The organism is Streptomyces sp. NPDC041122 (assembly GCF_055592445.1).
The window spans coordinates 411112-436819 of record NZ_JBVIYQ010000008.1 but is presented as its reverse complement, the minus strand read 5'-3'; the positions used below and the strand labels follow the sequence as shown (position 1 = coordinate 436819).

At 72.1% G+C, this 25708-nt stretch carries 23 protein-coding genes and 1 riboswitch; of the genes, 8 read left to right on the top strand and 15 right to left on the bottom strand.

The window, feature by feature from the left end; all coding sequences use genetic code 11:
* Positions 1-10: 10 nt before the first annotated feature.
* The 10 genes from ACZ6B8_RS28680 to ribD all read right to left on the bottom strand — a co-directional run bounded on the left by ACZ6B8_RS28680 (position 11) and on the right by ribD (position 8526).
* Positions 11-1096 (bottom strand): hemolysin family protein, encoded by a 1086-nt coding sequence (locus ACZ6B8_RS28680; protein WP_471609129.1) that lies wholly within the window; start codon positions 1094-1096, stop codon positions 11-13.
* A complete protein-coding gene (locus ACZ6B8_RS28675) occupies positions 1093-2439 on the bottom strand; it encodes a hemolysin family protein (RefSeq protein ID WP_471609128.1) in 1347 nt (448 codons plus the stop codon). The genes ACZ6B8_RS28680 and ACZ6B8_RS28675 overlap by 4 nt, the downstream gene beginning before the upstream one ends.
* A gap of 207 nt (positions 2440-2646) precedes the next feature.
* Entirely contained in the window at positions 2647-3096 is a 450-nt protein-coding gene (locus tag ACZ6B8_RS28670) for a PH domain-containing protein (RefSeq protein ID WP_471081142.1), read from the bottom strand.
* A 21-nt stretch (positions 3097-3117) separates the two neighbouring features.
* Positions 3118-3966 (bottom strand): ATP phosphoribosyltransferase, encoded by an 849-nt coding sequence (gene hisG, locus ACZ6B8_RS28665; protein WP_471609127.1) that lies wholly within the window; start codon positions 3964-3966, stop codon positions 3118-3120.
* A gap of 53 nt (positions 3967-4019) precedes the next feature.
* Positions 4020-4292, bottom strand: coding sequence for a phosphoribosyl-ATP diphosphatase (locus ACZ6B8_RS28660; protein ID WP_355819390.1), 273 nt, complete (start codon positions 4290-4292; stop codon positions 4020-4022).
* 35 nt (positions 4293-4327) lie between these two features.
* Entirely contained in the window at positions 4328-4813 is a 486-nt protein-coding gene (gene ribH, locus ACZ6B8_RS28655; RefSeq protein WP_355819387.1) for a 6,7-dimethyl-8-ribityllumazine synthase, read from the bottom strand.
* 60 nt (positions 4814-4873) lie between these two features.
* Positions 4874-6163 (bottom strand): bifunctional 3,4-dihydroxy-2-butanone-4-phosphate synthase/GTP cyclohydrolase II, encoded by a 1290-nt coding sequence (locus tag ACZ6B8_RS28650; RefSeq protein ID WP_471609126.1) that lies wholly within the window; start codon positions 6161-6163, stop codon positions 4874-4876.
* Positions 6160-6747 carry a nicotinamide mononucleotide transporter family protein gene (locus ACZ6B8_RS28645; RefSeq protein ID WP_355819574.1) on the bottom strand — a complete coding sequence of 196 codons (588 nt, stop codon included), beginning with the start codon at positions 6745-6747 and terminating at the stop codon, positions 6160-6162. The genes ACZ6B8_RS28650 and ACZ6B8_RS28645 overlap by 4 nt, the downstream gene beginning before the upstream one ends.
* A 56-nt stretch (positions 6748-6803) precedes the next feature.
* Positions 6804-7424: a riboflavin synthase gene (locus tag ACZ6B8_RS28640; protein ID WP_471609125.1), complete on the bottom strand. Its 621-nt coding sequence runs from the start codon at positions 7422-7424 to the stop codon at positions 6804-6806.
* A 1-nt stretch (position 7425) separates the two neighbouring features.
* Positions 7426-8526 (bottom strand): bifunctional diaminohydroxyphosphoribosylaminopyrimidine deaminase/5-amino-6-(5-phosphoribosylamino)uracil reductase RibD, encoded by a 1101-nt coding sequence (ribD, locus tag ACZ6B8_RS28635; protein WP_471609124.1) that lies wholly within the window; start codon positions 8524-8526, stop codon positions 7426-7428.
* 186 nt (positions 8527-8712) lie between these two features.
* A riboswitch (FMN riboswitch) is annotated at positions 8713-8843 on the bottom strand.
* Between the two features lie 292 nt (positions 8844-9135).
* On the opposite strand from ribD, the gene ACZ6B8_RS28630 reads away from it, so the two are divergent.
* Genes ACZ6B8_RS28630 through ACZ6B8_RS28620 form a run of 3 tightly spaced genes read left to right on the top strand, consistent with a single transcriptional unit; the run spans position 9136 to position 13192 of the window.
* Positions 9136-11469 (top strand): chitinase C-terminal domain-containing protein, encoded by a 2334-nt coding sequence (locus ACZ6B8_RS28630; protein ID WP_471609123.1) that lies wholly within the window; start codon positions 9136-9138, stop codon positions 11467-11469.
* 44 nt (positions 11470-11513) lie between these two features.
* On the top strand, positions 11514-12404 hold the full coding sequence (locus tag ACZ6B8_RS28625) for an RNA polymerase sigma-70 factor (RefSeq protein ID WP_471081124.1): 891 nt from the start codon (positions 11514-11516) through the stop codon (positions 12402-12404).
* Positions 12405-12445: 41 nt separating this feature from the next.
* On the top strand, positions 12446-13192 hold the full coding sequence (locus tag ACZ6B8_RS28620) for an SDR family oxidoreductase (RefSeq protein WP_471609122.1): 747 nt from the start codon (positions 12446-12448) through the stop codon (positions 13190-13192).
* 29 nt (positions 13193-13221) lie between these two features.
* Here ACZ6B8_RS28620 and ACZ6B8_RS28615 read toward each other — a convergent pair whose 3' ends face one another.
* The gene (locus ACZ6B8_RS28615; RefSeq protein WP_471609121.1) at positions 13222-14397 is read right to left on the bottom strand and encodes an ROK family transcriptional regulator; all 1176 of its coding nucleotides are present in this window, start codon (positions 14395-14397) and stop codon (positions 13222-13224) included.
* Between the two features lie 95 nt (positions 14398-14492).
* Between ACZ6B8_RS28615 and ACZ6B8_RS28610 the strand changes: the two genes are divergently transcribed.
* The 5 genes from ACZ6B8_RS28610 (at position 14493) to ACZ6B8_RS28590 (ending at position 20477) form a co-directional block, all read left to right on the top strand.
* The gene (locus tag ACZ6B8_RS28610) at positions 14493-15704 is read left to right on the top strand and encodes an MFS transporter (protein WP_471081115.1); all 1212 of its coding nucleotides are present in this window, start codon (positions 14493-14495) and stop codon (positions 15702-15704) included.
* A gap of 128 nt (positions 15705-15832) precedes the next feature.
* Positions 15833-17227 carry a uracil-xanthine permease family protein gene (locus ACZ6B8_RS28605; RefSeq protein WP_471081112.1) on the top strand — a complete coding sequence of 465 codons (1395 nt, stop codon included), beginning with the start codon at positions 15833-15835 and terminating at the stop codon, positions 17225-17227.
* Positions 17228-17447: 220 nt separating this feature from the next.
* Positions 17448-18662, top strand: a complete 1215-nt coding sequence (locus tag ACZ6B8_RS28600) for a Cmx/CmrA family chloramphenicol efflux MFS transporter (protein WP_471609120.1) — start codon at positions 17448-17450, stop codon at positions 18660-18662.
* A 35-nt stretch (positions 18663-18697) separates the two neighbouring features.
* A complete protein-coding gene (locus tag ACZ6B8_RS28595) occupies positions 18698-19402 on the top strand; it encodes a DUF5995 family protein (RefSeq protein ID WP_471609119.1) in 705 nt (234 codons plus the stop codon).
* A 142-nt stretch (positions 19403-19544) separates the two neighbouring features.
* Positions 19545-20477, top strand: a complete 933-nt coding sequence (locus ACZ6B8_RS28590) for an LLM class F420-dependent oxidoreductase (RefSeq protein WP_471609118.1) — start codon at positions 19545-19547, stop codon at positions 20475-20477.
* 105 nt (positions 20478-20582) lie between these two features.
* Here the strand turns inward: ACZ6B8_RS28590 and ACZ6B8_RS28585 are convergent, their stop codons facing one another.
* From ACZ6B8_RS28585 to ACZ6B8_RS28570, 4 genes are all read right to left on the bottom strand, one after another.
* Positions 20583-22292: a flavin monoamine oxidase family protein gene (locus ACZ6B8_RS28585; protein WP_471081099.1), complete on the bottom strand. Its 1710-nt coding sequence runs from the start codon at positions 22290-22292 to the stop codon at positions 20583-20585.
* A 56-nt stretch (positions 22293-22348) separates the two neighbouring features.
* Positions 22349-23146 carry a carbon-nitrogen hydrolase family protein gene (locus ACZ6B8_RS28580; RefSeq protein ID WP_471609117.1) on the bottom strand — a complete coding sequence of 266 codons (798 nt, stop codon included), beginning with the start codon at positions 23144-23146 and terminating at the stop codon, positions 22349-22351.
* A gap of 417 nt (positions 23147-23563) precedes the next feature.
* A complete protein-coding gene (locus ACZ6B8_RS28575; RefSeq protein ID WP_356258781.1) occupies positions 23564-24019 on the bottom strand; it encodes an Lrp/AsnC family transcriptional regulator in 456 nt (151 codons plus the stop codon).
* 10 nt (positions 24020-24029) lie between these two features.
* Positions 24030-25499, bottom strand: coding sequence for an amino acid permease (locus tag ACZ6B8_RS28570; RefSeq protein ID WP_471081092.1), 1470 nt, complete (start codon positions 25497-25499; stop codon positions 24030-24032).
* Positions 25500-25708 lie beyond the last annotated feature (209 nt).

The window sequence follows — 25708 nt, the reverse complement described above, 5'->3', positions numbered from 1 at the left end:
CCGGCCCGGATCAGCGCGCCGAACCGGCCGCGAGCGCGATGTTCCGGCTCTCCGCCGGCGGCGTCCGCTGCGCCGTGACCCGGTGCGCCGGGTCGCGCACCTCGCCGACCAGGAGCTCCAGGACGTCCTCCAGGGCGACCAGGCCGAGCACCTTGCCGGACGCGTCGGCGACCTGCGCCAGATGGGTCGCGGCGCGCCGCATCACGGTCAGCGCGTCGTCCAGCGGGAGCTCGGCCCCCAGCGTGGTCATCGGCCGCCACACCTGCTGCGGGACTGCGCGGTCGGTGTCCTCCAGGTCCAGGACGTCCTTCACGTGGAGGTAGCCCATGAAGGCGCCGTTCTCCGCGCAGACCGGGAAGCGGGAGTAGCCGGTGCGGCCGGTGAGCTCGACCACCCGGGCCGGGGTGACCGAGGGGCCCACGGTCACCAGGGAGGCCCGGTCGAGCAGGACGTCGGTGACCGGGCGCGAGCCCAGCTCCAGGGCGTCCTCCAGGCGCTCCTGCTCGACCGGGTCGAGCAGGCCGGCCTGGCCGGAGTCCTCGACGAGGCGGCCCAGCTGCACGCTGGTGAACACCGCCTCGACCTCGTCCTTGGGCTCCACCCGGAACAGCCGCAGGACGAGCCGGGCGCACGCCCCGAGCGCCGCGGTCACCGGGCGGCACAGCCGCGCGAAGGCGACGAGACCCGGGCTGAACCAGAGGGCGGTCTTCTCCGGGGCCGCCATCGCGAGGTTCTTCGGGACCATCTCGCCGATCACGAGGTGGAGGAAGACCACGACGGCGAGCGCGATCGCATAGCCGAGCGGGTGGATCATGCCCTCGGGCAGCCGCGCCGCCTCGAAGACCGGCTCCAGGAGATGGGCGACGGTCGGCTCGGCGACGGCGCCGAGCGTCAACGAGCAGACGGTGATGCCGAACTGGGCGGCGGCCATCATCTGCGGCAGGTGTTCCAGGCCGTAAAGGACCTGGCGGGACCGCTTGGTGCCGAGCGGCTCGATCTGGCTGCGGCGCACGGACACGAGCGCGAACTCGGCGCCCACGAAGAAGCCGTTGGCGAGCACCAGCAGGACGGCGAAGAGGAGTTGCAGCAGACTCATCGCAGCGCCTCCGCACCGGCCGCGGCGACCACGCCGGCCTCCTGGAGGCGGACGAGCCGCACCCGCTCCGCGCGGTAGTGCCCGACCTGGCGCACCGAGAGCCGCCAGCCCGGGAGTTCGGCCCGGTCGCCGGGGGCCGGGATGCGGCCGAGCAGGTCGGCGACGAGGCCCGCCACGGTCTCGTACGGGCCCTCGGGCACGTCGAGTCCGATGCGCTGCAGCGTGTCGACCCGGCAGCTGCCGTCGGCGTCCCACGCGGACGCGCCGTCCTCGGCGGGCGCGGCGCAGAGCTCGGGCAGATCGAGCCGGTCGTGCTCGTCGCGGACCTCGCCGACGAGTTCCTCGACGATGTCCTCCAGGGTGACGACGCCCGCCGTGCCGCCGTACTCGTCGACGACGACGGCGATCGGCTGCTCGCTGCGCAGCCGCTCCAGAAGGGGCTGTACGGGCAGCGTCTCGGGGACCAGCAGCGGGGACCGCGCGATGCGCCGCACGGGCGTCCTGAGCCGCTCGTGGGCGGCGACCGCGAGGGCGTCCTTGAGGTGCACCATGCCGTCGACCTCGTCGATGGACTCGGCGTAGACCGGGAAGCGGGACAGACCCGTGGCGCGGGTCAGGTTGACCACGTCCTCGGCGGTCGCCGAGGACTGCAGCGCGCTGACCCTCACGCGCGGTGTCATGACGTGCTGCGCGGTCAGCTCGCCGAGCGAGAGGGTGCGCACGAACAGGTCGGCGGTGTCCTGCTCCAGGGCACCGGCCCGGGCCGAGTGCCGGGCCAGGGAGACCAGTTCGCCGGGGGTGCGGGCGGAGGCGAGCTCCTCGGCGGGCTCGACGCCGAGGGCGCGCACCAGCCGGTTGGCCACGGTGTTCAGGAGCGCGATCACGGGCCGGAAGAGCCGCGCGAAGGCGTGCTGCGGGCCCGCGACGAACCGCGCGACCTGCAGGGGCCGGGACACCGCCCAGTTCTTGGGCACGAGCTCGCCGATCACCATCTGCACGGCGGACGCGAGCAGCATGCCGACGACCACGGAGACACCGCCGACCCCGCCCTCGGGGACGCCGATGGCCGTGAACGGGCCCGCGAGCAGCCGCGCGAGGGCCGGTTCGGCGAGCATGCCGACGACGAGCGAGGTGATGGTGATGCCGAGCTGGGTGCCGGAGAGCTGGAAGGACAGCTCCTTGAGGGCGCTGACGACCGTACGGGCCCGTCGGTCGCCGTCGGCCGCGGCCTTCTCCGCGTCCGGCCGCTCGACGGTGACGAGACCGAACTCGGCCGCCACGAAGAAGCCGTTGGCGAGAATCAGCAGGAATGCCGCCCCGAGAAGCAGCAGGGGCACTGTCATGCCGCCGCCTCCCCGGTCGTGCCGGTCCCGTGGTGTCGGGAGGGGGCGGCGCAGGTACTACAGGACGATCCGTCCATCGCCGGAGGGAGTCACTCCTCGGGTAGCAGGGACCCCTGGGAGCCGGGCGGGCCCGTCAGGGGCGGGGCGGCGCACCGTGCGCTGCCCCGTCACCAGATTAATCAAGACCGGCCGCGGAACGTCCAGGCCCTAGTTCTCGCGAGCCGTGCGGGCGTCCGCGAGCGCGCGCAGGGCACGGGCGTCGGCGATCGCCTGCTGCCTGGCGATGCCCGGCTGGATGCCCAGCGCGGGCAGGCTGGTGCCGTCGCTGAGGTTCAGGAAGACCCAGGGGTCGCCGGGCCGCAGGTTGACCTGGACGATCTCGGCCCACTCCAGGCGGCGGCTGGACGCGATGTTGACGACGGTCACGCCGGACGCGTCGGCGACCACCTTGGGCCTGCTGAGCAGCGCCAGTACGCCGAAGAGCAGGGCGCCGGTGAAGACGAAGCTGGTCCGCTCCCCCGGGCTGAGCGCGGGCAGCAGGAACGCGATCGCCGTGATCACCACGAAGATCGCCACGCCCGCGGTGAGCAGGACGGCGCGGGTCCGCGTCGGCCGGAAGGTGACGGGCAGGGCGGGCGGGGCGGGTACGTCGGACATGAGGCGGGGGCTCCGGCCGGGTCAGAGGCGGCAGGCGTGGATGGCCGTGGTCAGGATGGCCCGGGCGCCGAGGGCGTACAGGTCGTCCATGACGCGCTGGGCCTCCTTGGCGGGGACCATGGAGCGCACGGCGACCCAGCCCTCGTTGTGCAGCGGCGAGATCGTCGGCGACTCCAGGCCGGGGGTGAGCGCGACGGCCCGCTCCAGGTGCTCGGCGCGGCAGTCGTAGTCCATCATCACGTAGGACCGGGCGACCAGGACGCCCTGCAGACGGCGCAGGAACTGCTGCACCTTCGGCTCGTCGCCGTCCGCGCCGGTGCGCCGGATGACGACCGCCTCGGACTTCATGATCGGCTCGCCGAAGACCTCCAGGCCCGCGTTGCGCAGCGAGGTGCCGGTCTCCACGACGTCCGCGATGACCTGGGCGACGCCCAGTTCGATGGCGGTCTCCACGGCGCCGTCCAGGTGGACGACGGAGGCGTCGACGCCCTGCTCGGCGAGGTGCTTGGCGACGATGCCCTCGTAGGACGTCGCGACGGTCTTGCCCGACAGGTCCTGGATGGAGTCCGCGGTGCCCGGCTTCGCGGCGAAGCGGAAGGTGGAGCGGGCGAAGCCCAGCGGCAGGATCGTCTCGGCGTCGGCGCCGGAGTCGATCAGCAGGTCCTGGCCGGTGATGCCGATGTCGAGGCGGCCGGTCGCGACGTAGATCGCGATGTCCTTGGGCCGCAGGTAGAAGAACTCGACCTCGTTCTCGGGGTCGACGAGGACGAGTTCCTTGGACTCCTTGCGCTGCTGGTATCCGGCCTCATGGAGCATCGCCGACGCAGGTCCGGACAGTGAACCCTTGTTGGGGACGGCGATGCGCAGCATGAGGCGGGATTCCTTTGCGTGAAGGGTGGGTTGTCAGGGTGGGGACGTACGGCTCAGAGGTGGGCGTAGACGTCGTCGAGGGAGATGCCGCGGGCGACCATCATCACCTGCACGTGGTAGAGGAGCTGCGAGATCTCCTCGGCGGCGGCTTCCTTGCCCTCGTACTCGGCGGCCATCCAGACCTCGGCGGCCTCCTCGACGACCTTCTTGCCGATGGCATGGACGCCCTTGTCGACCAGCTCGGCGGTACGGGAGGTCGCGGGGTCGCCGTTGACGGCCTTGTGCCGGAGCTCGGAGAAGAGCTCCTCGAAAGTCTTCTTGGACATGATGGTCGCCACTCTACGCGGCCGGACGGTCCCCCTCAGCGCCAGGGTTCGGAGACGGTGCGCAGCGTGGTGGCGGTGGCCACGGCCGCGGTGACCGCCTCGTGGCCCTTGTCCTCGCGGGATCCCTCGATGCCCGCGCGGTCCAGCGCCTGGTCCTCGGTGTCGCAGGTCAGCACGCCGAAGCCGATCGGGACGCCGGTGTCCACGGAGACCTGGGTGAGGCCCTGGGTGACGCCCTGGCACACGTACTCGAAGTGCGGGGTGCCGCCGCGGATGACGACGCCGAGCGCGACGATCGCGTCGTAGCCGCGCCCCGCGAGGACCTTGGCGACGACGGGCAGCTCGAAGCTGCCGGGCACGCGCAGCACGGTCGGCTCGCTGATCCCCAGTTCGGTCAGGGCGCGCAGGGCCCCGTCGACGAGGCCGTCCATGACCTTCTCGTGCCACTGCGCGGCGATCACCGCGACCCGGAGGTCGCCGCAGTTCTTGACGCTCAGCTCGGGTGCACCCTTGCCGCTCACGCGCTTCTCCTTCAGATCCTCTGACCGTGTCCGGTGCTGTGCCGTGTCCGGTGTTCGCTGTTACTGGTTGCCGCAGGCGGACACCTCGGGGGTGTCCAGCCAGGGCAGGTCGTGCCCCATCCGGTCCCGCTTGGTGCGCAGGTACCGAAGATTGTGTTCGCCGGCCTCGACGGGCATCGGCTCGCGCCCGGTGACCTTCACGCCGTGCCGCAGGACCGCGTCGGTCTTGTCGGGGTTGTTGGTCATCAGCCGGACGCCGCGCACGCCGAGGTCGCGCAGGATCTGCGCGCCGGCGCCGTAGTCCCGGGAGTCGGCGGGCAGGCCGAGCTCCAGGTTGGCGTCGAGGGTGTCGCTGCCGCGCTCCTGGAGCTCGTACGCGCGCAGCTTGGAGAGCAGGCCGATGCCGCGGCCCTCGTGGCCGCGCAGGTAGACCACGACGCCGCGCCCCTCGGCGGTGATGCGCCGCATGGACGCCTCCAGCTGCGGCCCGCAGTCGCAGCGCAGCGAGTGGAAGACGTCGCCGGTCAGGCATTCGGAGTGCAGCCGGGCCAGGACGTCCTCGCCGTCGCCGAGGTCGCCGTGGACGAGGGCGACGTGCTCGACGCCGTCGACGGTGGAGCGGTAGCCGTACGCGGTGAAGTCGCCGAAGGCGGTCGGCAGGCGCACCTCGGCCTCGCGGCGGACGGTGGGCTCCGAGGAGCGGCGGTAGGCGATCAGGTCCTCGATGGAGATGATCGTCAGGCCGTGCTTGCGGGCGAAGGGGACCAGCTCGGGCAGGCGGAGCATCTTCCCGTCCTCCCCGGCGATCTCCACGATGGCGCCCGCGGGGCGCAGCCCGGCGAGCCGGGCGAGGTCGACGGCGGCCTCGGTGTGGCCGTTGCGCACCAGGACGCCGCCGGGCTTGGCGCGCAGCGGGAAGACGTGGCCGGGGCGCACGAAGTCGTCCGCGCCGGCCACGCCGGAGGCCAGCAGTCGCAGGGTGGTGGCGCGGTCGGCGGCGGAGATGCCGGTGCTCACGCCGTGCGCGGCGGAGGCGTCGACGGAGACGGTGAAGGCCGTGCTCATCGACTCGGTGTTGTGCTCGACCATCTGCGGGAGCCGGAGCCGGTCGAGTTCGAGGGGCTCCATCGGCGCGCAGATCAGGCCCCGGCACTCGCTCATCATGAAGGCGACGATCTCCGGGGTCGCCTTCTCGGCGGCGATGACGAGGTCGCCCTCGTTCTCCCGGTCCTCGTCGTCGACGACCACGACGGGGCGGCCCGCGGCGATGTCGGCGACGGCCTTCTCGACCGGGTCGAGGGAGAGGTCTTCGGGGCCTTCGGTGCTGTACCAGATCGGTGCCGCGCTCATGCCGGGGCTCCTTCCATGACGGGCCGGGAGGCCGCCGCGCGGGAGCGCAGCCACCAGTCGCGCAGGCCCCAGAGGACGAGGGCGAGATAGACGACGTACACGAGTCCGGAGAAGGCCAGGCCGCTGTCGAAGGCGAGCGGCACGCCGACCACGTCGACGAGCAGCCAGGCGAACCAGAACTCGACGAGCCCGCGGGCCTGGGCGACCATCGCGGCCAGTGTGCCGACGAAGATGTAGGCGTCCGGCCAGGGGTTCCAGGAGAGCGAGGGGACGGCGCTGAACAGCGCGCCGACCGCGAGGGTGCCCACGGCGGTGGCGCCGAGGAGCAGTCCGCGCTCCTTCCAGGTGGCGAACCGGATGGCGATGGAACCGTCCTGCGCCTGCTGCCTGCCGCGGGTCCACTGCCGCCAGCCCCACACCGCGACGCCGATGACGAGCAGCTGCTTGCCGACGCCGCCGGACAGCTGCGCGGAGGCGTACGCGGCGACGAGGATGACGCCGGAGAGGAACTGGGCGGGCCAGGTCCATATGGAGCGCCGCCAGCCGAGCGCGAGGGCGATCAGACCGACGGTGTTGCCGATCATGTCGGACCAGAGGATGTGCTGGTCGAAGGCGGTGAAGGCCTCGGCGTTGAGCCAGTTCACTGGGTGACCTCCCGGGCCGGGACCTGCGCGCGGTCGCCGAGCAGGCGCTCGACGTACTTGGCGATGACGTCGACCTCGAGGTTGACCGGGTCGCCGGGCTGCTTGATGCCGAGCGTGGTCAGCGCGAGGGTCGTGGGGATCAGGCTGATGGTGAAGAAGTCGGGGCCGGCGTCGACGACGGTGAGGCTGACACCGTCGACGGTGATGGAGCCCTTCTCGACGACGTAGCGGGACAGCCCGGCGGGGAGCGAGATCTTGACGATCTCCCAGTTGTCGGAGGGCTTGCGCTCGACGATCTCGCCCGTCCCATCCACGTGTCCCTGCACGATGTGGCCGCCGAGGCGGGCGCCGACGGCGGTGGGGCGCTCCAGGTTGACGCGCGAGCCGACGGCGAGCGCGCCGAGGCTGGAGCGGTTCAGGGTCTCCGCCATCACGTCGGCGGTGAACTCCTCGCCCTCGTGCTCCACGACCGTCAGACAGACGCCGTTGACGGCGATGGAGTCGCCGTGCCGCGCGCCCTCGGTCACCACGGGGCCGCGCAGCCGGAAGCGGGAGGCGTCGGGAAGGTTCTCGACGGCGGTGATCTCGCCCAGCTCTTCGACGATTCCGGTGAACACGTCAGTGCTCCTTCGCTACGAGGGTCGCGGTGATGCGCAGGTCGGGGCCGATACGGAGGACTTCGCGCACGTCGAGCCGCAACGCATCGGTGATGGTCGTGATTCCGCCGCCGGTCAGGACGGCGGGGCCCGCGCCGAGCAGGGCGGGGGCGAGGTAGCCGACGACGCGGTCGACGGCGTCGGCGGCGACGAAGGCCCCGGCGAGCGTCGGGCCGCCTTCGAGGAGGACGGAGCGCACGCCGCGCGCGTGGAGCGCGTCGAGGAGGGCCGGCACGTCCAATCCGCCCTCGGCGCGCGGCAGTCGGACGGTCTCCACGCCTTCGTACGCGGGCGTCACGTCGTCGGCGACGGCGATGAGGGTGGGGGCGGCGTCGTCCAGGACGCGGGCGTCCGGGGCGACGGCCGTGCCGCTGGTGTCGACGACGACCCGCAGCGGCTGTACGGCGGCCGTTTCGGTGTCTGGGACGCCGCGCACGGCGAGGTGCGGGTCGTCGGCGCGCTGGGTGCCGGAGCCGACGACGACGGCGTCGCACTCGGCGCGCAGCCGGTGCACGTCGGCGCGGGCCTCGGCGGAGGTGATCCAGCGGCTGGTGCCGTCGGCGGCGGCGGTGCGGCCGTCGAGCGTGGCGGCGTACTTCCAGGTGACGTGGGGGCGGCCGAGCCGTACGGAGGTCAGCCAGGCGGCGTTGCCCTCGGCGGCCGCTTCCGCCAGGAGGCCCTGTTCCACGGCGATCCCGGCCGCGCGCAGGGTCCGTGCGCCGCCGGTCGCGGTGGGGTTGGGGTCGGCGACCGCGTAGACGACGCGGGCGATCCCGGCGTCGATGAGGGCCTGCGCGCAGGGGCCGGTGCGGCCGGTGTGGTTGCAGGGTTCGAGGGTGACGAGGGCGGTGCCCCCGCGGGCCCGCTCACCGGCGGCGCGCAGGGCGTTCACCTCGGCGTGCGGGCCGCCCGCGCGCTGGTGCCAGCCCTCGCCCACGGGCTCGCCCGCGGCGTCGAGGACGACGCAGCCGACAACGGGATTGGGGCTGGTGGAGCCGAGTCCGTGCGCGGCGAGCGTGACGGCACGCTGCATGGCGGCTGCTTCGGCTGCGGCGGTGGCCACCGGGTCCTCCTGCCTCTTCGGGCACGGACTCCGGGGCCTGTCGATGACGACAGAACGAACGGACGACGACACCGATAGCGACGCTGCGCCGAACGACAGATGGTCCCCGGATGTCCCGGAAACCGTCCCTGGGAATGCCAGGAACGAGCCACTGTCACTACGGCGGCGCGCAAGGATGCCCGCCCGCCGCGCACTGCCTCCCATCCGGACTTTCACCGTCGGTCCAGGAATTTCACCTGGTCAACCGGCCGCTGGAGGCGGCCGGGTCGCGGACTGTAACCGCCGGTTCGGAATTACACCGACCCCGGAGTGCGCTGCTTCTGGTACGAGGCCAGTGTGCCACGCCTGGTCGGGGGCCATATGGGCGACCGGCTGTGGCCTGGCTCACAACCGCCCCCGTTCGACCATCGCACGTCACTCGTTCAACCATCTCGCACCACATTGGTCCGGACCTATTGACGCACTGGTCTAGTCCTCTTAATCTCTGCGTCACCTCAGAGGAGCCGGAGCCGACGGTGTGCGCACGCCGGGGCCCCAGAACGATTCACCTTGTCCCCGGTCGTGTTGTTCCGCCCCGTCCCGAGTTCCGCACCGCTCAGGAGGCCCCCCTTGCCGTCCCTCACCCGCGCGAGACCCACACTGTTCGCCGCCGGCACCGCCGTCGCCGGTCTGTTGCTCGGCCTGGTCTCCGGCGGCGGCGTCTCGCACGCCGCCGACGACGCGTCCTGTCGCCCCGACGGGCTCTACCGGACCCCCGGCGTCGACGTCCCCTACTGCTCCGTCTACGACAGCGACGGCCGCGAGAAGATGGGCGCCGACCACCAGCGGCGCGTCATCGGCTACTTCACCGGCTGGCGCACCGGCAAGAACGGCGAGCCCGCCTACCTCGCCCCGGACATCCCGTGGGACAAGGTCACCCACATCAACTACGCCTTCGCCCACGTCGACAAGGACAACAAGGTCTCGGTCGGCGCCGACGGCGAGAAGAACGCCGCCACCGGGATGACCTGGCCGGGCGTCGCGGGCGCCGAGATGGACCCGGCGCTGCCCTACAAGGGCCACTTCAACCTGCTCAACAAGTTCAAGAAGCAGCACCCGAACGTCAAGACGCTGATCTCCGTGGGCGGTTGGGCCGAGACCGGCGGATACTTCGGCGACGACGGCAAGCGCGTGGACTCCGGCGGCTTCTACTCGATGGCCACCAACGCCGACGGCTCGGTGAACCAGGCGGGCATCGACACCTTCGCCGACTCCGCGGTCGCCTTCATCAAGAAGTACGGCTTCAACGGCGTCGACATCGACTACGAGTACCCGACCACGATGAAGGACGCGGGCAACCCGCTCGACTACTCGATCTCCAACGCCCGCCGGGCGGGCCTGGTCAAGGGCTACGCGGCGCTCATGAAGTCCCTGCGCCAGAAGCTCGACCGGGCGGGCGCGGCCGACGGCAGGCACTACATGCTGACGGTGGCGGCTCCCTCGTCCGGCTATCTGCTGCGCGGCATGGAGACCTTCCAGGTCCAGAAGTACCTGGACTACGTCAACATCATGTCCTACGACCTGCACGGGGCCTGGAACGAGTACGTCGGCCCCAACGCCTCGCTCTACGACGACGGCAAGGACGCGGAGCTCGCGGCGGCGAACGTGTACGGCAGCCAGCAGTACGGCGGCATCGGCTACCTCAACACCGACTGGGCCTACCACTACTTCCGCGGCTCGATGCCGGCCGGCCGCATCAACATCGGCCTGCCGTACTACACGCGGGGCTTCAAGAACGTGCAGGGCGGCACCGACGGGCTCTGGGGCAGGGCACCCGCCACCAGCTGTCCGGCCGGCTCCGGCCTGACCAAGTGCGGTGACGGCGCCGTCGGCATCGACAACCTCTGGCACGACAAGGACGACAACGGCAAGGAGGCGCCCGCCGGCTCCAACCCGATGTGGCACGCCAAGAACCTGGAGAAGGGCATCGTCGGCGACTACGTCACCAAGTACGGCTTCCCCGCCGACACGAAGCTGACCGGCACCTACGCCCGCAAGTACAGCTCCTCGCTGGTCGCGCCGTGGCTGTGGAACGCCGACAAGAAGGTCTTCCTCTCCACGGAGGACGAGGAGTCGGTGGCGAAGAAGGCCGACTACGTGGTCGACCGGGGCGTCGGCGGCACGATGATCTGGGAGATGGCGGGCGACTACCGCTGGAACGCCACGAAGGGCCAGTACGAGACGGGCTCCACGCTCACCTCGCTGATGTACGACAAGTTCAAGTCCGCCAAGCCGTACGGCGCCAAGGTCGCGAACAAGGAGCTGCCCACCAAGGCGGTCGACATCGGCGTGGAGTTCGGCGACTTCAAGCTCGGCGACTCCAACTACCCGATCACGCCGAAGCTGAAGATCACCAACAACACGAAGACGGCGCTGCCCGGCGGCACCGAGTTCCAGTTCGACTACGCGACCGCCGCCCCCGGCAACGCCTCCGACCAGTCCGGCTTCGGCACGAAGGTGATCAGCAGCGACCACACCGGCAGCAACGCCGGCGGACTCAAGGGCGACTTCCACCGGGTCTCGCTGAAGCTGCCCGCCTGGCAGTCCCTCGCCCCCGGCGCCTCCGTGGACCTCTCCTTCAACTACTACCTGCCGGTGTCCACGCCGTGGAACTGGACGGTCTCCATCGGCGGCACCACGTACGCGCTCGCCGGCGACCTGGCACGCGGCACCACCCTCGTCGAGCCGGGCACCGGCACCGGCCCGACCGACCCGCCGGACCCGACCGACCCGCCGGGCCCCGGCACCTGCACCGCGCCCGCCTGGAGCGCGGGCTCCGAGTACGGCGGTGGCACGACCGTCTCCCACAAGGCGCACACCTGGAAGTCCAAGTGGTGGACGAAGGGCGACGAGCCGGGCGCCGGTGGCGCCTGGGGTGTCTGGCAGGATCTCGGCGCCTGCTGACCGTCATACGTGCTCACGTCCCCGGGATTTGGCACCCTGAGGGCGTGAGCACCGCGACGGCACTGGCCGAGGAGTTCGAGACCCACCGCCCCCGGATGTTCGGCCTGGCCTACCGGATACTGGGTTCCGCCCAGGAGGCGGAGGACGCCGTGCAGGACGCGTACCTGCGCTGGAACGCGATGCGGCGCGAGGACATCGTGCTGCCCTCCGCCTGGCTGGCCAAGACCGTCACCAACCTCTGCCTGACCCGGCTGACCTCGGCCCGCGCCCGGCGCGAGCAGTACGTGGGGACCTGGCTGCCGGAACCGGTCATCACCTCCGGCGGCACGCTCGGGCCGCTGGAGTCGGCCGAGCAGCGGGACGCGGTGTCGATGGCCCTGCTCGTCCTCCTGGAGCGCCTCACCCCCAAGGAACGGGCGGTGTACGTGCTGCGGGAGGCGTTCGCGTACAGCCACCGGGACATCGCGGACGTCCTCGACACGACCGAGGCCAACTGCCGCCAGCTGTACCGCAGGGCCGCCCGCGCGATCACCGAGGCGCGGCCCCGCTTCGAGCCGGGACACGAGCTGCGCCAGCGGTTCGTCGAGTCGTTCATCGCCGCGGCCCGTGAGGGGGACGTGGCGCGCCTGGAGCGGATACTGGCCACGGACGTGACGTGGTGGGGCGACGGCGGTGGCAAGGCGGCCGCGACCCGCACGCCGATCCTCGGACGGGAGAACGTGCTGCGGTTCCTCCTCGGCGTCATGGGCAAGGTCGAGGCCGCGTCGGACATCTCGTACGCCGAGGTCAACGGCGCGCCCGCGCTGGTGCTGCGGGTGGCGGGGCGGATTACGGCCATCGCCGCGTTCGAGGGCGGCGACGAGCGGGTGACCGGGGTACGTTCGGTGGTGAACCCGGACAAGCTGGCGTTCGTGGAGCGTCAGTTGGCCGCCTAGGGCCGCGTCGGCGGCGTCCCGCACTGCGAAGGAACTTGGTGATGAGCATGATCCTCGTGACCGGTGGCACCGGCACCCTCGGACGTCTCGTGACCGGACGGCTGCGGGCGGACGGGCACGAGGTGCGGGTGCTCAGCCGGCACACCCAGCCCTACGCGGTCGATCTGCGCGACGGAGCGGGCCTGGACGCGGCGCTGGCGGGCGTGGACGTGGTCGTGCACTGCGCGACCACCGTGCGCGGCGGTGACGAGCAGGCCGCCCGGAACCTGATCGCGGCGGCGCGCGGGGCCGGAGTGGCGCATCTGGTCTACATCTCGATCGTCGGCGTCGACCGGGTGCCGCTCGGCTACTACACGTCCAAGCTCGCCGTGGAGCGGCTGATCGAGGAGTCCGGGCTCGGCTGGACGGTGCTGCGGACCACGCAGTTCCACGATCTGGTCCTGCGGCTCATGGAGGCCTCGGCGAAGCTGCCCGTCATGGTGCTGCCCGCCGGGGTCAGCGATCAGCCCATCGAGGTCGCCGAAGTGGCGGCCCGGCTCGCGGAGTTGGCCGCGGCGGAGCCGGCCGGGCGCGTCGACGACATGGGCGGGCCGGAGATCCGCACCTTCCCCGACCTGGCCCGCGCCTATCTGCGGGCGAGCGGCAAGCGGCGCCGCCTGCTGCCGGTGCGGCTCGCCGGCGCCACCTACCGCGCGGCGCGGGCGGGCGGCCATCTGGCGCCGGACCGGGCCGTGGGCAAGGGCACCTTCGAGGAGTACCTGGCGGTGCGCTCGGGCCGGCAGCGGTAGGGACGCCGGAGTCCGGGCGGAACGCGGGGTCAGCGCCCCGGGCGCGGCCCGAAGACGTCGTCCTGCGCCGCGTCCCGCGCGGCCAGCAGCGCGCCCCGCAGCACCGCGGCGCCGCCGAGCGTGCCGGCGCGCACCTCGGTGTGCAGCGGCGACATCGCGGTGACGCGGTCCGCGACCCGGCCGGCGAGCGCGGGGCCGCCCGCCCGGCCCACCTCGCCGCCCAGGACGACACAGCCGGGGTCGAGGATCGCGGAGACCGCGGCCGCGCCGACCGCGACCCGGTCGGCGACGGCGTCCAGGAAGTCGCTCTCGCCGCTCTCCACCGCGTGCCGCAGCAGCTCGGCGGCGGTCATGTCGGGCTTCAACAGGCCGTGTTCCGCGCCGAGTTCGCGGAGCGCGGCGGCGCAGGCCAGCGAGTGGAAGCCGCCCTCGCAGCCGGTGGCGGACGGCAGGGAGCCGGTGCCGGGCACCGGCAGGAAGCCGATCTCGCCGGCGCCCCCGGACGCGCCCCGGCGCAGCACGCCGTCGAGGACGACGGCCGCGCCCACGCCGTCGCCGAGCCAGAGCAGCACGAAGGTGTCCCGGTCGTGCGCGGCGCCGTCGCGCCGCTCGGCGCGGGCCGCGAGGTTGGTCTCGTTCTCCACCAGGACGCGCACGCCGAGCCGTTCCTGGAGGGCGCCGGAGAGGCGGCGGTGCCAGGCGGGCAGCGCGGAGGTGTCGTGCAGGTCGCCGGTGGCGGGGTCGATGAGGCCGGGGGCGCCGATGCCGACGGTGTGCAGCCGCTGGACGCCGCCCTCGCGGGCCGCGCGCTCGACGAGGGCGACGGCGCGCTCGACGGCGGGCTCGGTGCCGGTGTCGCCGCCGATGGGGGCGGAGGCCTCGGCGAGTACCGCGCCGAGCAGATCGGTCACGACGACGGAGACGCTGTCGGTGCGCACGTCGAGGGCGGCGAGGTGGGCGCGGTCCGCGACTATGCCGTAGAGCCGGGCGTTCGGGCCGCGCCGCTGGGCGCCCGCCTCCCCGACGACCGTGATGAGGCCGGAGCCCTGGAGCCGCTCGACGAGGTCGGCCACCGAGGGCCGGGACAGGCCGGTGAGCTGCTTCAACTGGTTCGCGGTCAGTGGGCCCTCGCTCTGCAGGAGGCCCAGCGCGAGCCGGTCGTTGATGGCCCGGGCGGTACTCGGTGAGGCAGGCGAGACAGGCATGGCCGGATCCTCCCACAGGAACGTTCTATTTATCAGGCAGGGTTCCTGATAGTTTACGTCGCCGTAGCGGACAGCACTCGGGAGGGGCGGAGCACATGAGTGAAGTGGTCTACGACAACGACCGGTTGAGGCGGGCGCGGATCGCCGTGGCGACCGTGTTCTGTGTGCACGGCGCGGTCACCGGCTCCTTCGCGACCCGGGTGCCCTGGATCCAGGAGCACGCCTCGGTCGGCGCGGGCACGCTCGGGCTCGCCCTCGCCTTCCCGGCGATCGGCGCCTCCCTCGCCATGCCGCTGGCGAGCCGGATCAGCCACCGCTACGGCGCCCGCAACGCGCTGCGCGGGCTGCTCGCGCTGTGGACGACGGCCCTGATCCTGCCCTCGCTCGCGCCCAACCTGCTCACCCTCTGCCTGGCGCTCTTCGTGTACGGCGCGACCTCCGGCATGTCGGACGTGACGATGAACGCGATCGGCGTCGAGACCGAGACGCTGATGCGGAAGTCGATCATGTCGGGCCTGCACGGCATGTGGAGCGTCGGCGCCCTGATCGGCTCCGCGGCCGGCACCGTCGCCGCGCACCTGGGCTCCGACGCCCGGCTGCACCACGTGCTGGCCGCCATCGCCCTCACCGCGCTCGGTCTCCTCGCCTGCCAGCAGGTCCTCGATCTGCAGGCGGAGCCCGAGGAGGAGGCGCCGCCGCGGTTCTCGCTGCCGCCCAAGTCGGCCCTGCTGATCGGCGCGGTCGGCTTCTGCGCGGTCTTCGCGGAGGGCGCCAGCCTGGACTGGTCGGCCGTCTACCTGCGGGACGTGCTGGACACGTCGGCCGGTGCCGCCGCCGCGTGCACCACCGGGTTCACGCTCACCATGGCCCTCGCGCGGCTGGGCGGCGACGCCGTGGTGAACCGGTTCGGCGCGGTGCGCACGGTGCGGGCGGGCGGGGTCCTCGCGGTCCTCGGCGGTCTCCTCGTGGTGTTCGCGACCCACCCGGTGATGGCCATGGGCGGCTTCGCGCTCCTCGGGCTCGGCATCGCGGTCGTGGTGCCGCTCGCCTTCGCCGCGGCCGGGCGCAGCGGTCCCAACCCGAGCCAGGCCATCGCGGGCGTCGCCACCATCACGTACACCTCGGGCCTGATCGCCCCGTCCGCGATCGGCACGCTGGCGGACGCGACGAGCCTGGTGGTCTCGTTCGGTCTGGTCACGCTGCTCGCCTGCGGCCTCACCGTCTTCGCCGGCGTGCTGCGCACGGACGGCCGCAAGGCGGCGCAGGCCAGTCCCGCCGACGCGGCGGCGCCCGGCCCGCGGACCTGACGCCGCGCGGGAGCGAAGCCGCACGGGAGCGAAGCCGCACTCATGTCGCATTAACATGGCGTCGATCATTTCGGGCCATCGAGCCAAGCGGCGCGGCCCGGCCCAGCGCACAGAAAGCGACACTCACCATGGATCTCGGCGTGCGCTGGAAACTGCACGGCGACGGCCGCACCCCCGCCCCGGGCGCCGTCGTCCGCCCCGACGAGCGGCTCTCCTGGCCCCGCACCTTCGGGCTCGGCGCGCAGCACGTGGTGGCGATGTTCGGGGCGTCCTTCGTCGCGCCCGTCCTCATGGGGCTCGACCCGAATCTGGCCATCATGATGTCGGGCGTCGCGACCGTCATCTTCCTGCTCGCCACCCGCGGCCGGGTGCCCAGCTACCTCGGCTGCTCGCTCTCCTTCGTGGGCGTCGCCGCGGTCATCCGCGCGCAGGGCGGCTCCAGCGCCACGGTGACCGGCGCGGTCCTGGTGGTCGGGGCCGCGCTCTTCGTGGTCGGCCTCGCGGTGCAGAAGTTCGGGGCGCGGATCATCCACGCCGCGATGCCGCCGATCGTGACCGGCGCGGTCGTCATGCTGATCGGCTTCAACCTCGCGCCGGTCACCGCCTCGACGTACTGGCCGCAGGACCAGTGGACGGCCCTCCTGGTGATGCTCTTCACCGGTCTGGCCGTGGTGTGTCTGCGCGGCTTCTGGTCGCGCGTCGCGATCTTCCTCGGGCTGATCTTCGGCTACGGCATCTCGTACCTCTTCGACCAGGTCTTCGGCCGGATCCACTCCGCGGACGCCTCGGGCAAGGTCGTCGACCACTGGCGTCTGGACCTGTCCGCCGTCGGCAAGGCCGACTGGATCGGCCTGCCGTCGTTCCACGCGCCCAGCTTCGAGTGGTCGGCGATCCTCGTGGCGCTGCCCGTCGTCATCGCGCTGGTCGCGGAGAACGCGGGCCACGTGAAGGCCGTCGGCGAGATGACCGGCGACAACCTCGACGACAAGCTCGGCACGGCGATCTCCGCCGACGGCGCCGCGTCCGTGCTCTCCACCGCGGTCGGCGGCCCGCCCAACACCACGTACTCCGAGAACATCGGCGTGATGGCCGCGACCCGCGTCTACTCCACGGCCGCCTACTGGGCCGCGGCCTGCTTCGCCCTGCTCTTCGGGCTGTGCCCCAAGTTCGGCGCGGTCGTCGCCGCGATCCCCGGCGGCGTGCTCGGCGGCATCACCGTCATCCTGTACGGCATGATCGGCCTGCTCGGCGCCCAGATCTGGATCAACGCCGGGGTGGACCTGCGCAACCCGCTCAACCTGGTGCCGGCCGCCGCGGGCATCATCATCGGCGTCGGCGGCGTCTCCCTGAAGATCAGCGACAACTTCGAGCTGAGCGGCATCGCGCTCGGCACGATCGTCGTCATCACCGGCTACCACGTGCTGCGGGCCTTCGCCCCGGCGCACCTCAAGTCCCAGGAACCGCTGCTGGATTCAGGCACGTCGGCGTACGACGACGAGAGCGCCGCGCCCAAGGAGCGCTGAATTCGCTGGACGTGGTGCGCGCCCGCTGCCTAGGGTGCGCATCATGTCCAGCCCCGAGTCCGACAGACTCCCGCCACCGGTCGTCCGGTGGCTTCCCGCGCGCTCGCGCTGACGTTCCCGCCGCCGCTCGGCGGCCGTCCGCGACCCCGGCACCCTCACCACCGGACCACCGCACCGTGTCCCGATCCCTTGATCCACACCATGGTTGCGGAGTTCCGCTGTGCCCGTTGTCCTCCATCTGCTCGGCCTTGCCGTGTTCGCGCAAGGCACCTCCGAGTTCATGCTGTCCGGCCTCGTCCCGGACATCGCGCGCGACCTCGGCGTGTCCATCCCCACCGCGGGCCATCTGACCTCGGCGTTCGCCCTCGGAATGGTCGTCGGCGCACCCCTGATGGCCGCCCTGAGCCGCCGCTTCGCCCGCCGGAGCGCACTGCTCGCCTTCCTCACCGGCTTCCTGCTCGCGCACGTCGTCGGCGCGCTCACCACGAGCTTCGCGGTGCTGCTCGCGACCCGGATCGCCGGCGCCCTCGCCAACGCGGGGTTCCTCGCCGTCGCCCTGGTCACGGCCACCGACATGGTGGCGCCCGACGCCAAGGGCCGCGCCACGTCCACGCTCCTCGGCGGCGTGACCGTCGCCTGTGTCGCCGGGGTGCCCGCGGGGGCGCTGCTCGGCGAGGTGTGGGGCTGGCGCTCGGCGTTCTGGGCCGTCGCCCTGATCTCGCTGCCCGCCGTGTTCGCCGTCGCCCGCGCGGTGCCCGCCGGACGCCCGCGCCCCACGGGCCCCGGCGCGCTCGGTGAGCTGCGGGCGCTGCGCTCCCCGCGGCTCTCGGTGACGCTGCTGCTCGGCGCGCTGGTGAACGGCGCCACGTTCTGCTCGTTCACGTATCTGGCGCCGCTGGTCACCGACGTCACCGGGCTCGGCACGGCGTGGGTGCCGGTGGTGCTCGCCCTGTTCGGCCTCGGCTCCTTCGTGGGCGTCACCGCGAGCGGCCGCGTCGCCGACGTGCGGCCCGTGCCGCTGCTGGTCGCCGGGTCGCTCGCGCTGCTCACCGGCTGGGCCGTGTTCGCGCTGACCGCCGCGCATCCGGTGGCGGCGCTCGTCCTGGTCCCGGTCCAGGGCGCGCTGTCGTTCGGTGTCGGCTCCACGCTCATCTCGCAGGCGCTGTACGCGGCGGCCGAGGCGCCCCACCTGTCGGGCGGCTTCGCCACCGCCGCCTTCAACGTGGGCGGCGCGGTGGGTCCGTGGCTCGGCGGCCTGGCGCTCTCGGCGGGGCTCGGCTACCGCTCGCCGCTCTGGCTCAGCGCGCTCCTGATGGCCGCGGCCCTGGTCACCGGGTCGGTCGCGGCCAGCCTGCGCCGCAGGTCCTGCGCCCCGGACCGCGTCCGCGACGTCGCCGGGCGTTCCCTCGTTTCGGGGAAGCACCCGGTGCGCTGACGCCCCGCCGGGCCCGGGGCTGGGACCCTGCCCCCATGGCGCAGTTGGAGCGGTTCGCGGAGTTGGGGACCCCCTCGTACGGGGTCGACGGCGTGGCGGCACGGATGCGGGCGCTCGGCGACGAGTGGCATCCGCGGGACGGGGTGGCCGTCTTCAACCGCGTCTATCTCGCGGTGACCGAGGAGGTCGCCCGGCACCTGGGGCACGGAGTGTTCGCCGACGCCCGATCGGCGGTGGCCCTGGACGTCTGCTTCGCCGAGCGCTACTTCGCCGCCGTCGACGCGGCGTCCGACGGGCGCCGTCCGCCCGCCTGCTGGCGCCCGCTGTTCCAGTACCGCCGCCATCCCGGGGTGCGCCCCCTGCAGTTCGCGCTCGCCGGCATCAACGCGCACATCGGGCACGATCTGGCGCTGGCGCTCGTGGACGCCTGCCGCGCTCTCGGCTGCGAACCGGCCGACCTGGAGGACGCGTTCGACCGCGTGGGCGACGTACTCGCGGCGCTCGAAGAGCACATCCGAGAGGAGCTGATGCCCGGACCCGACCTCCTTCAGGTCGGCGACCCGCTGACCCATCTGGCCGGCTCGTGGAGTCTGGAGCGCGCCAGGGACGGCGCGTGGGCCTCCGCGCGGGCGCTGTGGGCGCTGCGCGATCTGCCGGGTGTCGCCGCGGAGTTCGGTGAGCGGCTGGACGGGGCGGTGGGCCTGGTGGGGCGGATCCTGCTGACGCCGCTGCCGGACTGACCGGCGTCCCGGCGGATCGGGAAGGGACCGTTTCGGCCAGGCTGGAGCAGGTCCCCCGGTAACTCCCGGGCGGTCGTTGTACGTTGAAACGCACGATCGTTGTACGTGGAAGGCACCGTTCCCGACGCGAAGGAGCACCGGCATGGCGATCCGACTCGGTCTGAGTCTCCCGCAGGGCAGGCAGTACGACATCGGCCGTGACGTCCCCGCGGTGGCCCGGGCCGCCGAGGACACCGGCTACGACAGCCTGTGGGTCTACGAGCGGATCCTCTACCCCGAGCCGGCCACCCAGGGGCTCTACGGGATCCCGGGCCTCCCCTGGCCCGACAGCTACCGCTCCGTCGCCGATCCGCTGATCACTCTGACGCTCGCCGCCGCGGCCACCGAACGCGCCCGTATCGGCACCAGCGTGCTGGTCGCGCCGCTGCACGTGCCGTTCCAACTCGCCCGCTCGCTGGCCTCGTTGGACGCGGCAAGCGGCGGCCGGGTGGTCGCGGGGCTCGGCACGGGCTGGTCCCACGACGAGTACGCCGCGGCCTCGGTCGCCCCGTTCGAGCGGCGCGGCAAGGTCCTGGACGAGCTGATCGACGTGTGCCACGCGGTGTGGGGCCCGGACCCGGTGTCGTACGAAGGCGAGCTGACCACCATCGCGCCCGCCGTGGTCGGCCCCAAACCGGCCCGGCCCATCCCGATCCTGCTGCCCGCGAACAGCCCCCGGGCCCTGCGCAGGCTGGTGGACCGCGCCGACGGCTGGATGCCGGTGGGCACGGGCGCGGAACAGCTGGCCGAGCAGGCGCGGACCCTCAAGGAACTGGCCGCCGAGCGGGGCCGCACGAGGCCGCTCCAGAGCGTCATGCGGGCCAACGCCCGGTACACGCCGACCGCGTACGAGGGCGACGAGCGCGCCCCCTTCCGGGGCAACGTCGCGCAGATCGTCGAGGACCTCCAGGCCCACGCGTCGACGGGCGCGGTGGAGGAGATCCTCGTCGAACTGCAGGGCAGCACGCGGGACGCGCAGGAGCTGACGGACGTGGCGGCGGAGGTGTACGAGGCGGCGCGGGCGGCGGGGGTATAGGCCCTGGGGCCGCCCCGAGGGGGCAGGCCTCAGGGGCGCGGGGAACTGCGCGACCAGCCACAACGGCCCGGCAGCCCCCCACGCACCGCACCCGCAACGGCGCGGTCAGTCCTCAGGCAACTCCACGGGAGCGATCTCGTCGTACACATCCCCGGGACCGGGGTTGGTCGCATCGGTCGCACCCCCGAAGTGGTGCATGACGCCCCACACCGCGTTCAGCGCGGTCTGCACCGCGCCTTCGGCCCATCCCGCCGTCCAGGAGATGTCGTCCCCGGCGAGGAAGATCCCCCGCTTGTCCGCCGGCAGGCGATCCTGCATGAAGTGGGTGAACAGGCGCCGCTGGTAGCGGTAGTGGCCCGGCAGGTTCGCCTTGAAGGCGCCCATGAAGTAGGGCTCGTTCTCCCAGGAGACGGTCACCGGGTTGCCGATGATGTGCTTCCTGATGTCGACCTTCGGGTAGATCTCGCCGAGCGACTTGAGCATGACCTCCATGCGCTCGTTCGCCGACAGCGGCAGCCACTTCAGGCTGTCGTCGCACCAGGTGTAGGAGAGGCAGATGACGGCGGGCTTGTCCGGCCCGTCGTCGAGCAGGTAGGTGCCGCGCGTCATCCGGTCGGTGAGCGTCATCGACATGACGTCGCGCCCCGTCGGGTTCCCCATGTCGTCGACGGCCTTGTCCAGCCAGAAGGGCCGGTCGACCGGCACGAACAGCTTGGAGGACTCCATGTAGTGGGTCCGCTCCATCGCCGTCCAGTGGTCGATGGGGAAGAGCGTGTCGTCACACGCGATCTTGGAGAGCAGCAGCCAGGACTGGGCGGTGAAGATCGCCGCCTGGTAGGTGCGGATGTCGCCGGAGGCGTCGGTGACGGTGACGCGGTTGCCCGCGGTGCGGTCGAGGCGGGTCACCGCGGGCTTCGGCGCACCGCCCTCGTGCAGCGAGCTCAGGGACGTACCGGGCTCCCAGTGCACGATCTTCTGCGGCTCGCGGTCCCACAGGCGAAGGGGCAGCTGCTGGCTGCCGCCGACGATGCCGCGGTGGTGGTCGTCGGCCTCGGTGTAGACGACGCGCAGGATCTCCAGGATGGAGTTCGGGAAGTCGGTGTCCCAGCCGCCGGTGCCGAAGCCGACCTGGCCGAAGATCTCGCGGTGGCGGAAGGACTTGAACGCCGCGGAGTCGCAGAGGAAGCCGTAGAAGGTCTGGTTGTCGAGCTTCTCGACCAGCTTGGACCAGATCTCGCGGATCGTGGGCACGTCGCGCTCGCGCAGGGCGCGGTTCATGTCGGAGAAGTCCGCGCCCTCCTCCAGGCAGTCGTTCCACGCCTTCGCCACGTCGCGGTAGACCTGCGGCAGGTCGGCGACGGTCTCGGCGTAGTGCGACTCGCCCTTGAGGTCGACGACCGTGGAGGGGGTGGACTCGGCGAGCGGGTTGGGGAACGGCTGGGTCTTCAGGCCCACCAGGTCGATGTAGTGCTGCAGCGCCGTGGAGGACGGCGGGAAGCGCATCGCGCCCATCTCGGCGGTGAGGTCGCCGTCGCAGCCCTCGAAGCCGACGGTCCGCAGCCGGCCGCCGATCTGGTCGGCCTCGTAGACGACGGGCTTGAGGCCCATCTTCATCAGTTCGTACGCGGCGACGATGCCGGAGAGACCGCCGCCGATGACGGCGACCTCGGTGCCGTGCTCGGTCGCGGGTATCTGGCCGAGGCCCGCGGGGTGCGCGAGGAAGTCGTCGTAGGCGTAGGGGAAGTCCGGCCCGAACATGGTGATCGGCGGCTGCGCGTCGGTGTGCTGGACGGCGGTGGGCACCGTGGACGTCATGGGGTACGGACTCCTTGCACGGAACTGAAGGACAGGACGGGGAGGCTGGGGCGGGGTCAGCCGAGGGACGCGTACAGGCCGGGGCGGCGGTCGCGGAGGTAGGGGTTGTTCTCGCGGGAGGCCGCCAGGAACTCGGGGTCGACGTCGCCGAACACGAGCTCCTCGCCACGGCCGGCGCGGGCGCGCGCGACGCCGTCGGGCCCGGCGAGCGTGGAGAGCCCGACGAACTCGAACTCGCCCTCGGGGCCGACCCGGTTGACGTACGCGACGTACATCTGGCTCTCGAAGGCGCGGACCGGCACGACGGACTCGGCGACGAACTGGAAGGGGTGCATCTGCGCGGTGGGGACCACCAGCAGGTCGGTGCCGGCGAGGGCGTGCGCGCGGACGTTCTCCGGGAACTCCACGTCGTAGCAGATCAGCAGGCCGATCCGGATGCCGCCCAACTCGGCCTGGACGACGGTCTGTTCACCGGGGGCGAAGGCGTCACGCTCGAAGCCGCCGAAGAGGTGGGTCTTGCGGTAGTTCGCCCGCGAGGCGCCGTCCGGGCCGATCAGCTGGACGGAGTTGTGGACGACCTCGCCGGCCCGCTCCGGGTAGCCGTAGGCGACGCCGACCCCGTGGCGCGCGGCGATCTCGGCGACGGCCCCGGCGGACGGGCCGTCCGCGGGCTCGGCGAGCCGGGCGATGTCGTCGCCGATCGCGTACCCGGTGAGGAACAGCTCCGGCGCCACGAGCAGACCGGCGCCCGCGGCGGCGGCCCGTCCGGCGGCTCCGTCCAGCGACGCGAGGTTCTCGTCGACGGATCCGAGCCGCCCGGAGCTCTGGAGCAGGGCGGTGCGCAGCGCAGGCATGGCGGAACCTCAAGGCGTACGGAGGGGGGAAGCGGGGTCGCTATGACGGTACGGTCGGCGGCCGCACGCCGACAAGGCGCGACCGTTGCAGGCCACTGGGCGATCTGTTGCGCGTGTGTCTCATGGGGCGGCGATTCGTTGCGCGGCGGTGTGGGACCGGTGCCGTGGTGGTGTCACGGCGACCGGGAGGATCATCACCGAGACCAGCCCCGACGCCCGGACGCGCTCGGCCGAGGACTGCCGCGTCGGATCCCCTACATCCCGGGCGGGCGGCCACCGCTCTGACCGCGACCGTCGTGCCGGACCGGTCGCCCGGCGACGAAGCGACCCTCACCTTCGACGCCCATCCGGACGCCGGAGGCAGGAGCGCTCCGGCCGGGCGGGCCGCGCCGGGCGGGCGGCGCTAAGCAGGCCGCACTAGGCAGGCGCACCGGAGGAGAACCGCCGCATCAGCGGCGAGAGAACGAGCACGGACTTCGTCCGCTCGACGAACGGCTCCCCGGCGATCCGCTCCAGGACCCGCTCGAAATGCCGCATGTCCGCAGCGAAGACCTGGACGATCGCGTCCGCGTCCCCCGTGACGGTGGACGCGGACGCAATCTCGGGATACCGCTCGAGACCCCGCTGGATCGCCTCCGGCGAGGTGTTCCGGCGACAGTAGATCTCGATGAACCCCTCGGTCTCCCAGCCGAGGGCCGCCGGGTCGACGCGGACCGTGAAGCCGGTGATGGCCCCGGTGGCCCGCAGCCGGTCCACGCGCCGCTTCACGGCGGGCGCGGAGAGTCCGACCAGCTGGCCGATGTCGGCGTAGGAACGGCGGGCGTCCTCGGCGAGGGCGTGCACGATGCGTTCGTCGAGATCGTTCAGTCGCACGGGGGGTGGATCACTTCTCTGCTGTGGCCAATCGGGAGCGGCTCATGCCGTACAGGAAGTAGAACACGAGGCCGACGGCCATCCAGACACCGAACACGACCCAGGTGACGGAGTCGAGGCTGAACATGTTGTACGCGCAGAACCCGAAGCCGAGCACCGGGAAGAGGAAGCCGAGCGGCACCCGGAAGGTGCGCGGCATGTCCGGACGGGTCCGGCGCAGCACGATCACCGCGATGTTGACCAGGCCGAAGGCGAAGAGCGTGCCGATGCTGGTGGCGTCGACGAGCTTGCCGAGCGGGATGACGGAGGCCAGCGCGCCGCAGAACAGCGAGACGATGACGGTGTTCACGCGGGGCGTCCCGGTGTTCTTGCTGACCTTGCCGAACGCCTTGGGGACCAGGCCGTCGCGGGACATGGCGAACAGGACGCGGGTCTGGCCGTAGAGCACGGTGAGGACGACGGAGGCGATGGAGATGACCGCGCCGGCGGCGAGGATCGTGCCCCACACGCTCTGTCCGGTGACATCGTTCATGATCGCGGCGAGCGTGGCCTCGGAGCCCTCGAAGTCCTTCCAGTTCCAGGCGCCGACGGCGACGGCCGCGACCAGGACGTAGAGCGCCGTGACGATGATCAGCGAGAGCATGATCGCGCGGGGCAGGTCGCGCTGCGGGTTCTTCGCCTCCTCACCGGCGGTGGAGGCGGCGTCGAAGCCGATGTAGGAGAAGAAGAGGCTCGCTCCGGCTGCGCTGACGCCGGCCATGCCGAGCGGCATGAAGTCGGAGTAGTTGCCGGACTTGAAGCCCATGAAGCCGATGGTGCAGAAGAGCACCAGGGCGACGATCTTCACGACGACCATGATCGTGTTGGCGCGCGCCGACTCCTTGGCGCCGCCGAGCAGGAAGACCATGGCGAGCAGCACGACGATGAGGCCGGGCAGGTTGATGATCGCGCCACTGGTCTCACCGGGCGCCGCGGAGAGCGCGTCGGGAATGGTGACGCCGATGGTGCCGTCGAGCAGTTCGTTGAGGTACTCGCCCCAGCCGACCGCGACCGCGGCGACCGACACGCCGTACTCCAGGACCAGGCACCAGCCGCACACCCAGGCGACGAGTTCGCCCATCGTTGCGTACGCGTACGAGTAGGAGGAGCCGGCGACCGGGATGGAGCCTGCCAGCTCGGCGTAGGAGAGGGCCGAGAAGAGGGCGGTGAGGCCGGCGATCACGAAGGAGATCGTGACGGCGGGACCGGCCTTGGGGACGCTTTCGCCGAGGACGACGAAAATGCCGGTACCGAGGGTGGCACCGATGCTGATCATGGTCAGCTGCCACATGCCGAGGGTGCGCCGCAGTGAGCCGCCCTCGCCGTGGCCACCCTCCGCGACCAGGCTCTCGACCGGCTTACGGCGCATGAGGCGGCTGCCGAGGCCGGGGGCGCCCGGCGGGCTTGGGCGGTTCTGCGGGGGTGCGCCTTGGTCGAGCACGCGCTGGCTCCTTCATCGCTGCCGGTCAGGGCGGCGAGGACCCATGGCACCCGCGCTAGGAGACGGGGACCACCGAGCAGGCAGTCCCCGCCACACCACGTACAGCGCAGACTCTAGAGTCCACGCCTTCCCGACCGTAATGCAGCAACCTTGCGCAACGCCAGATGATCATTGCGCACTTCGGTCATCCACGTCACTTCGTTGCGCCG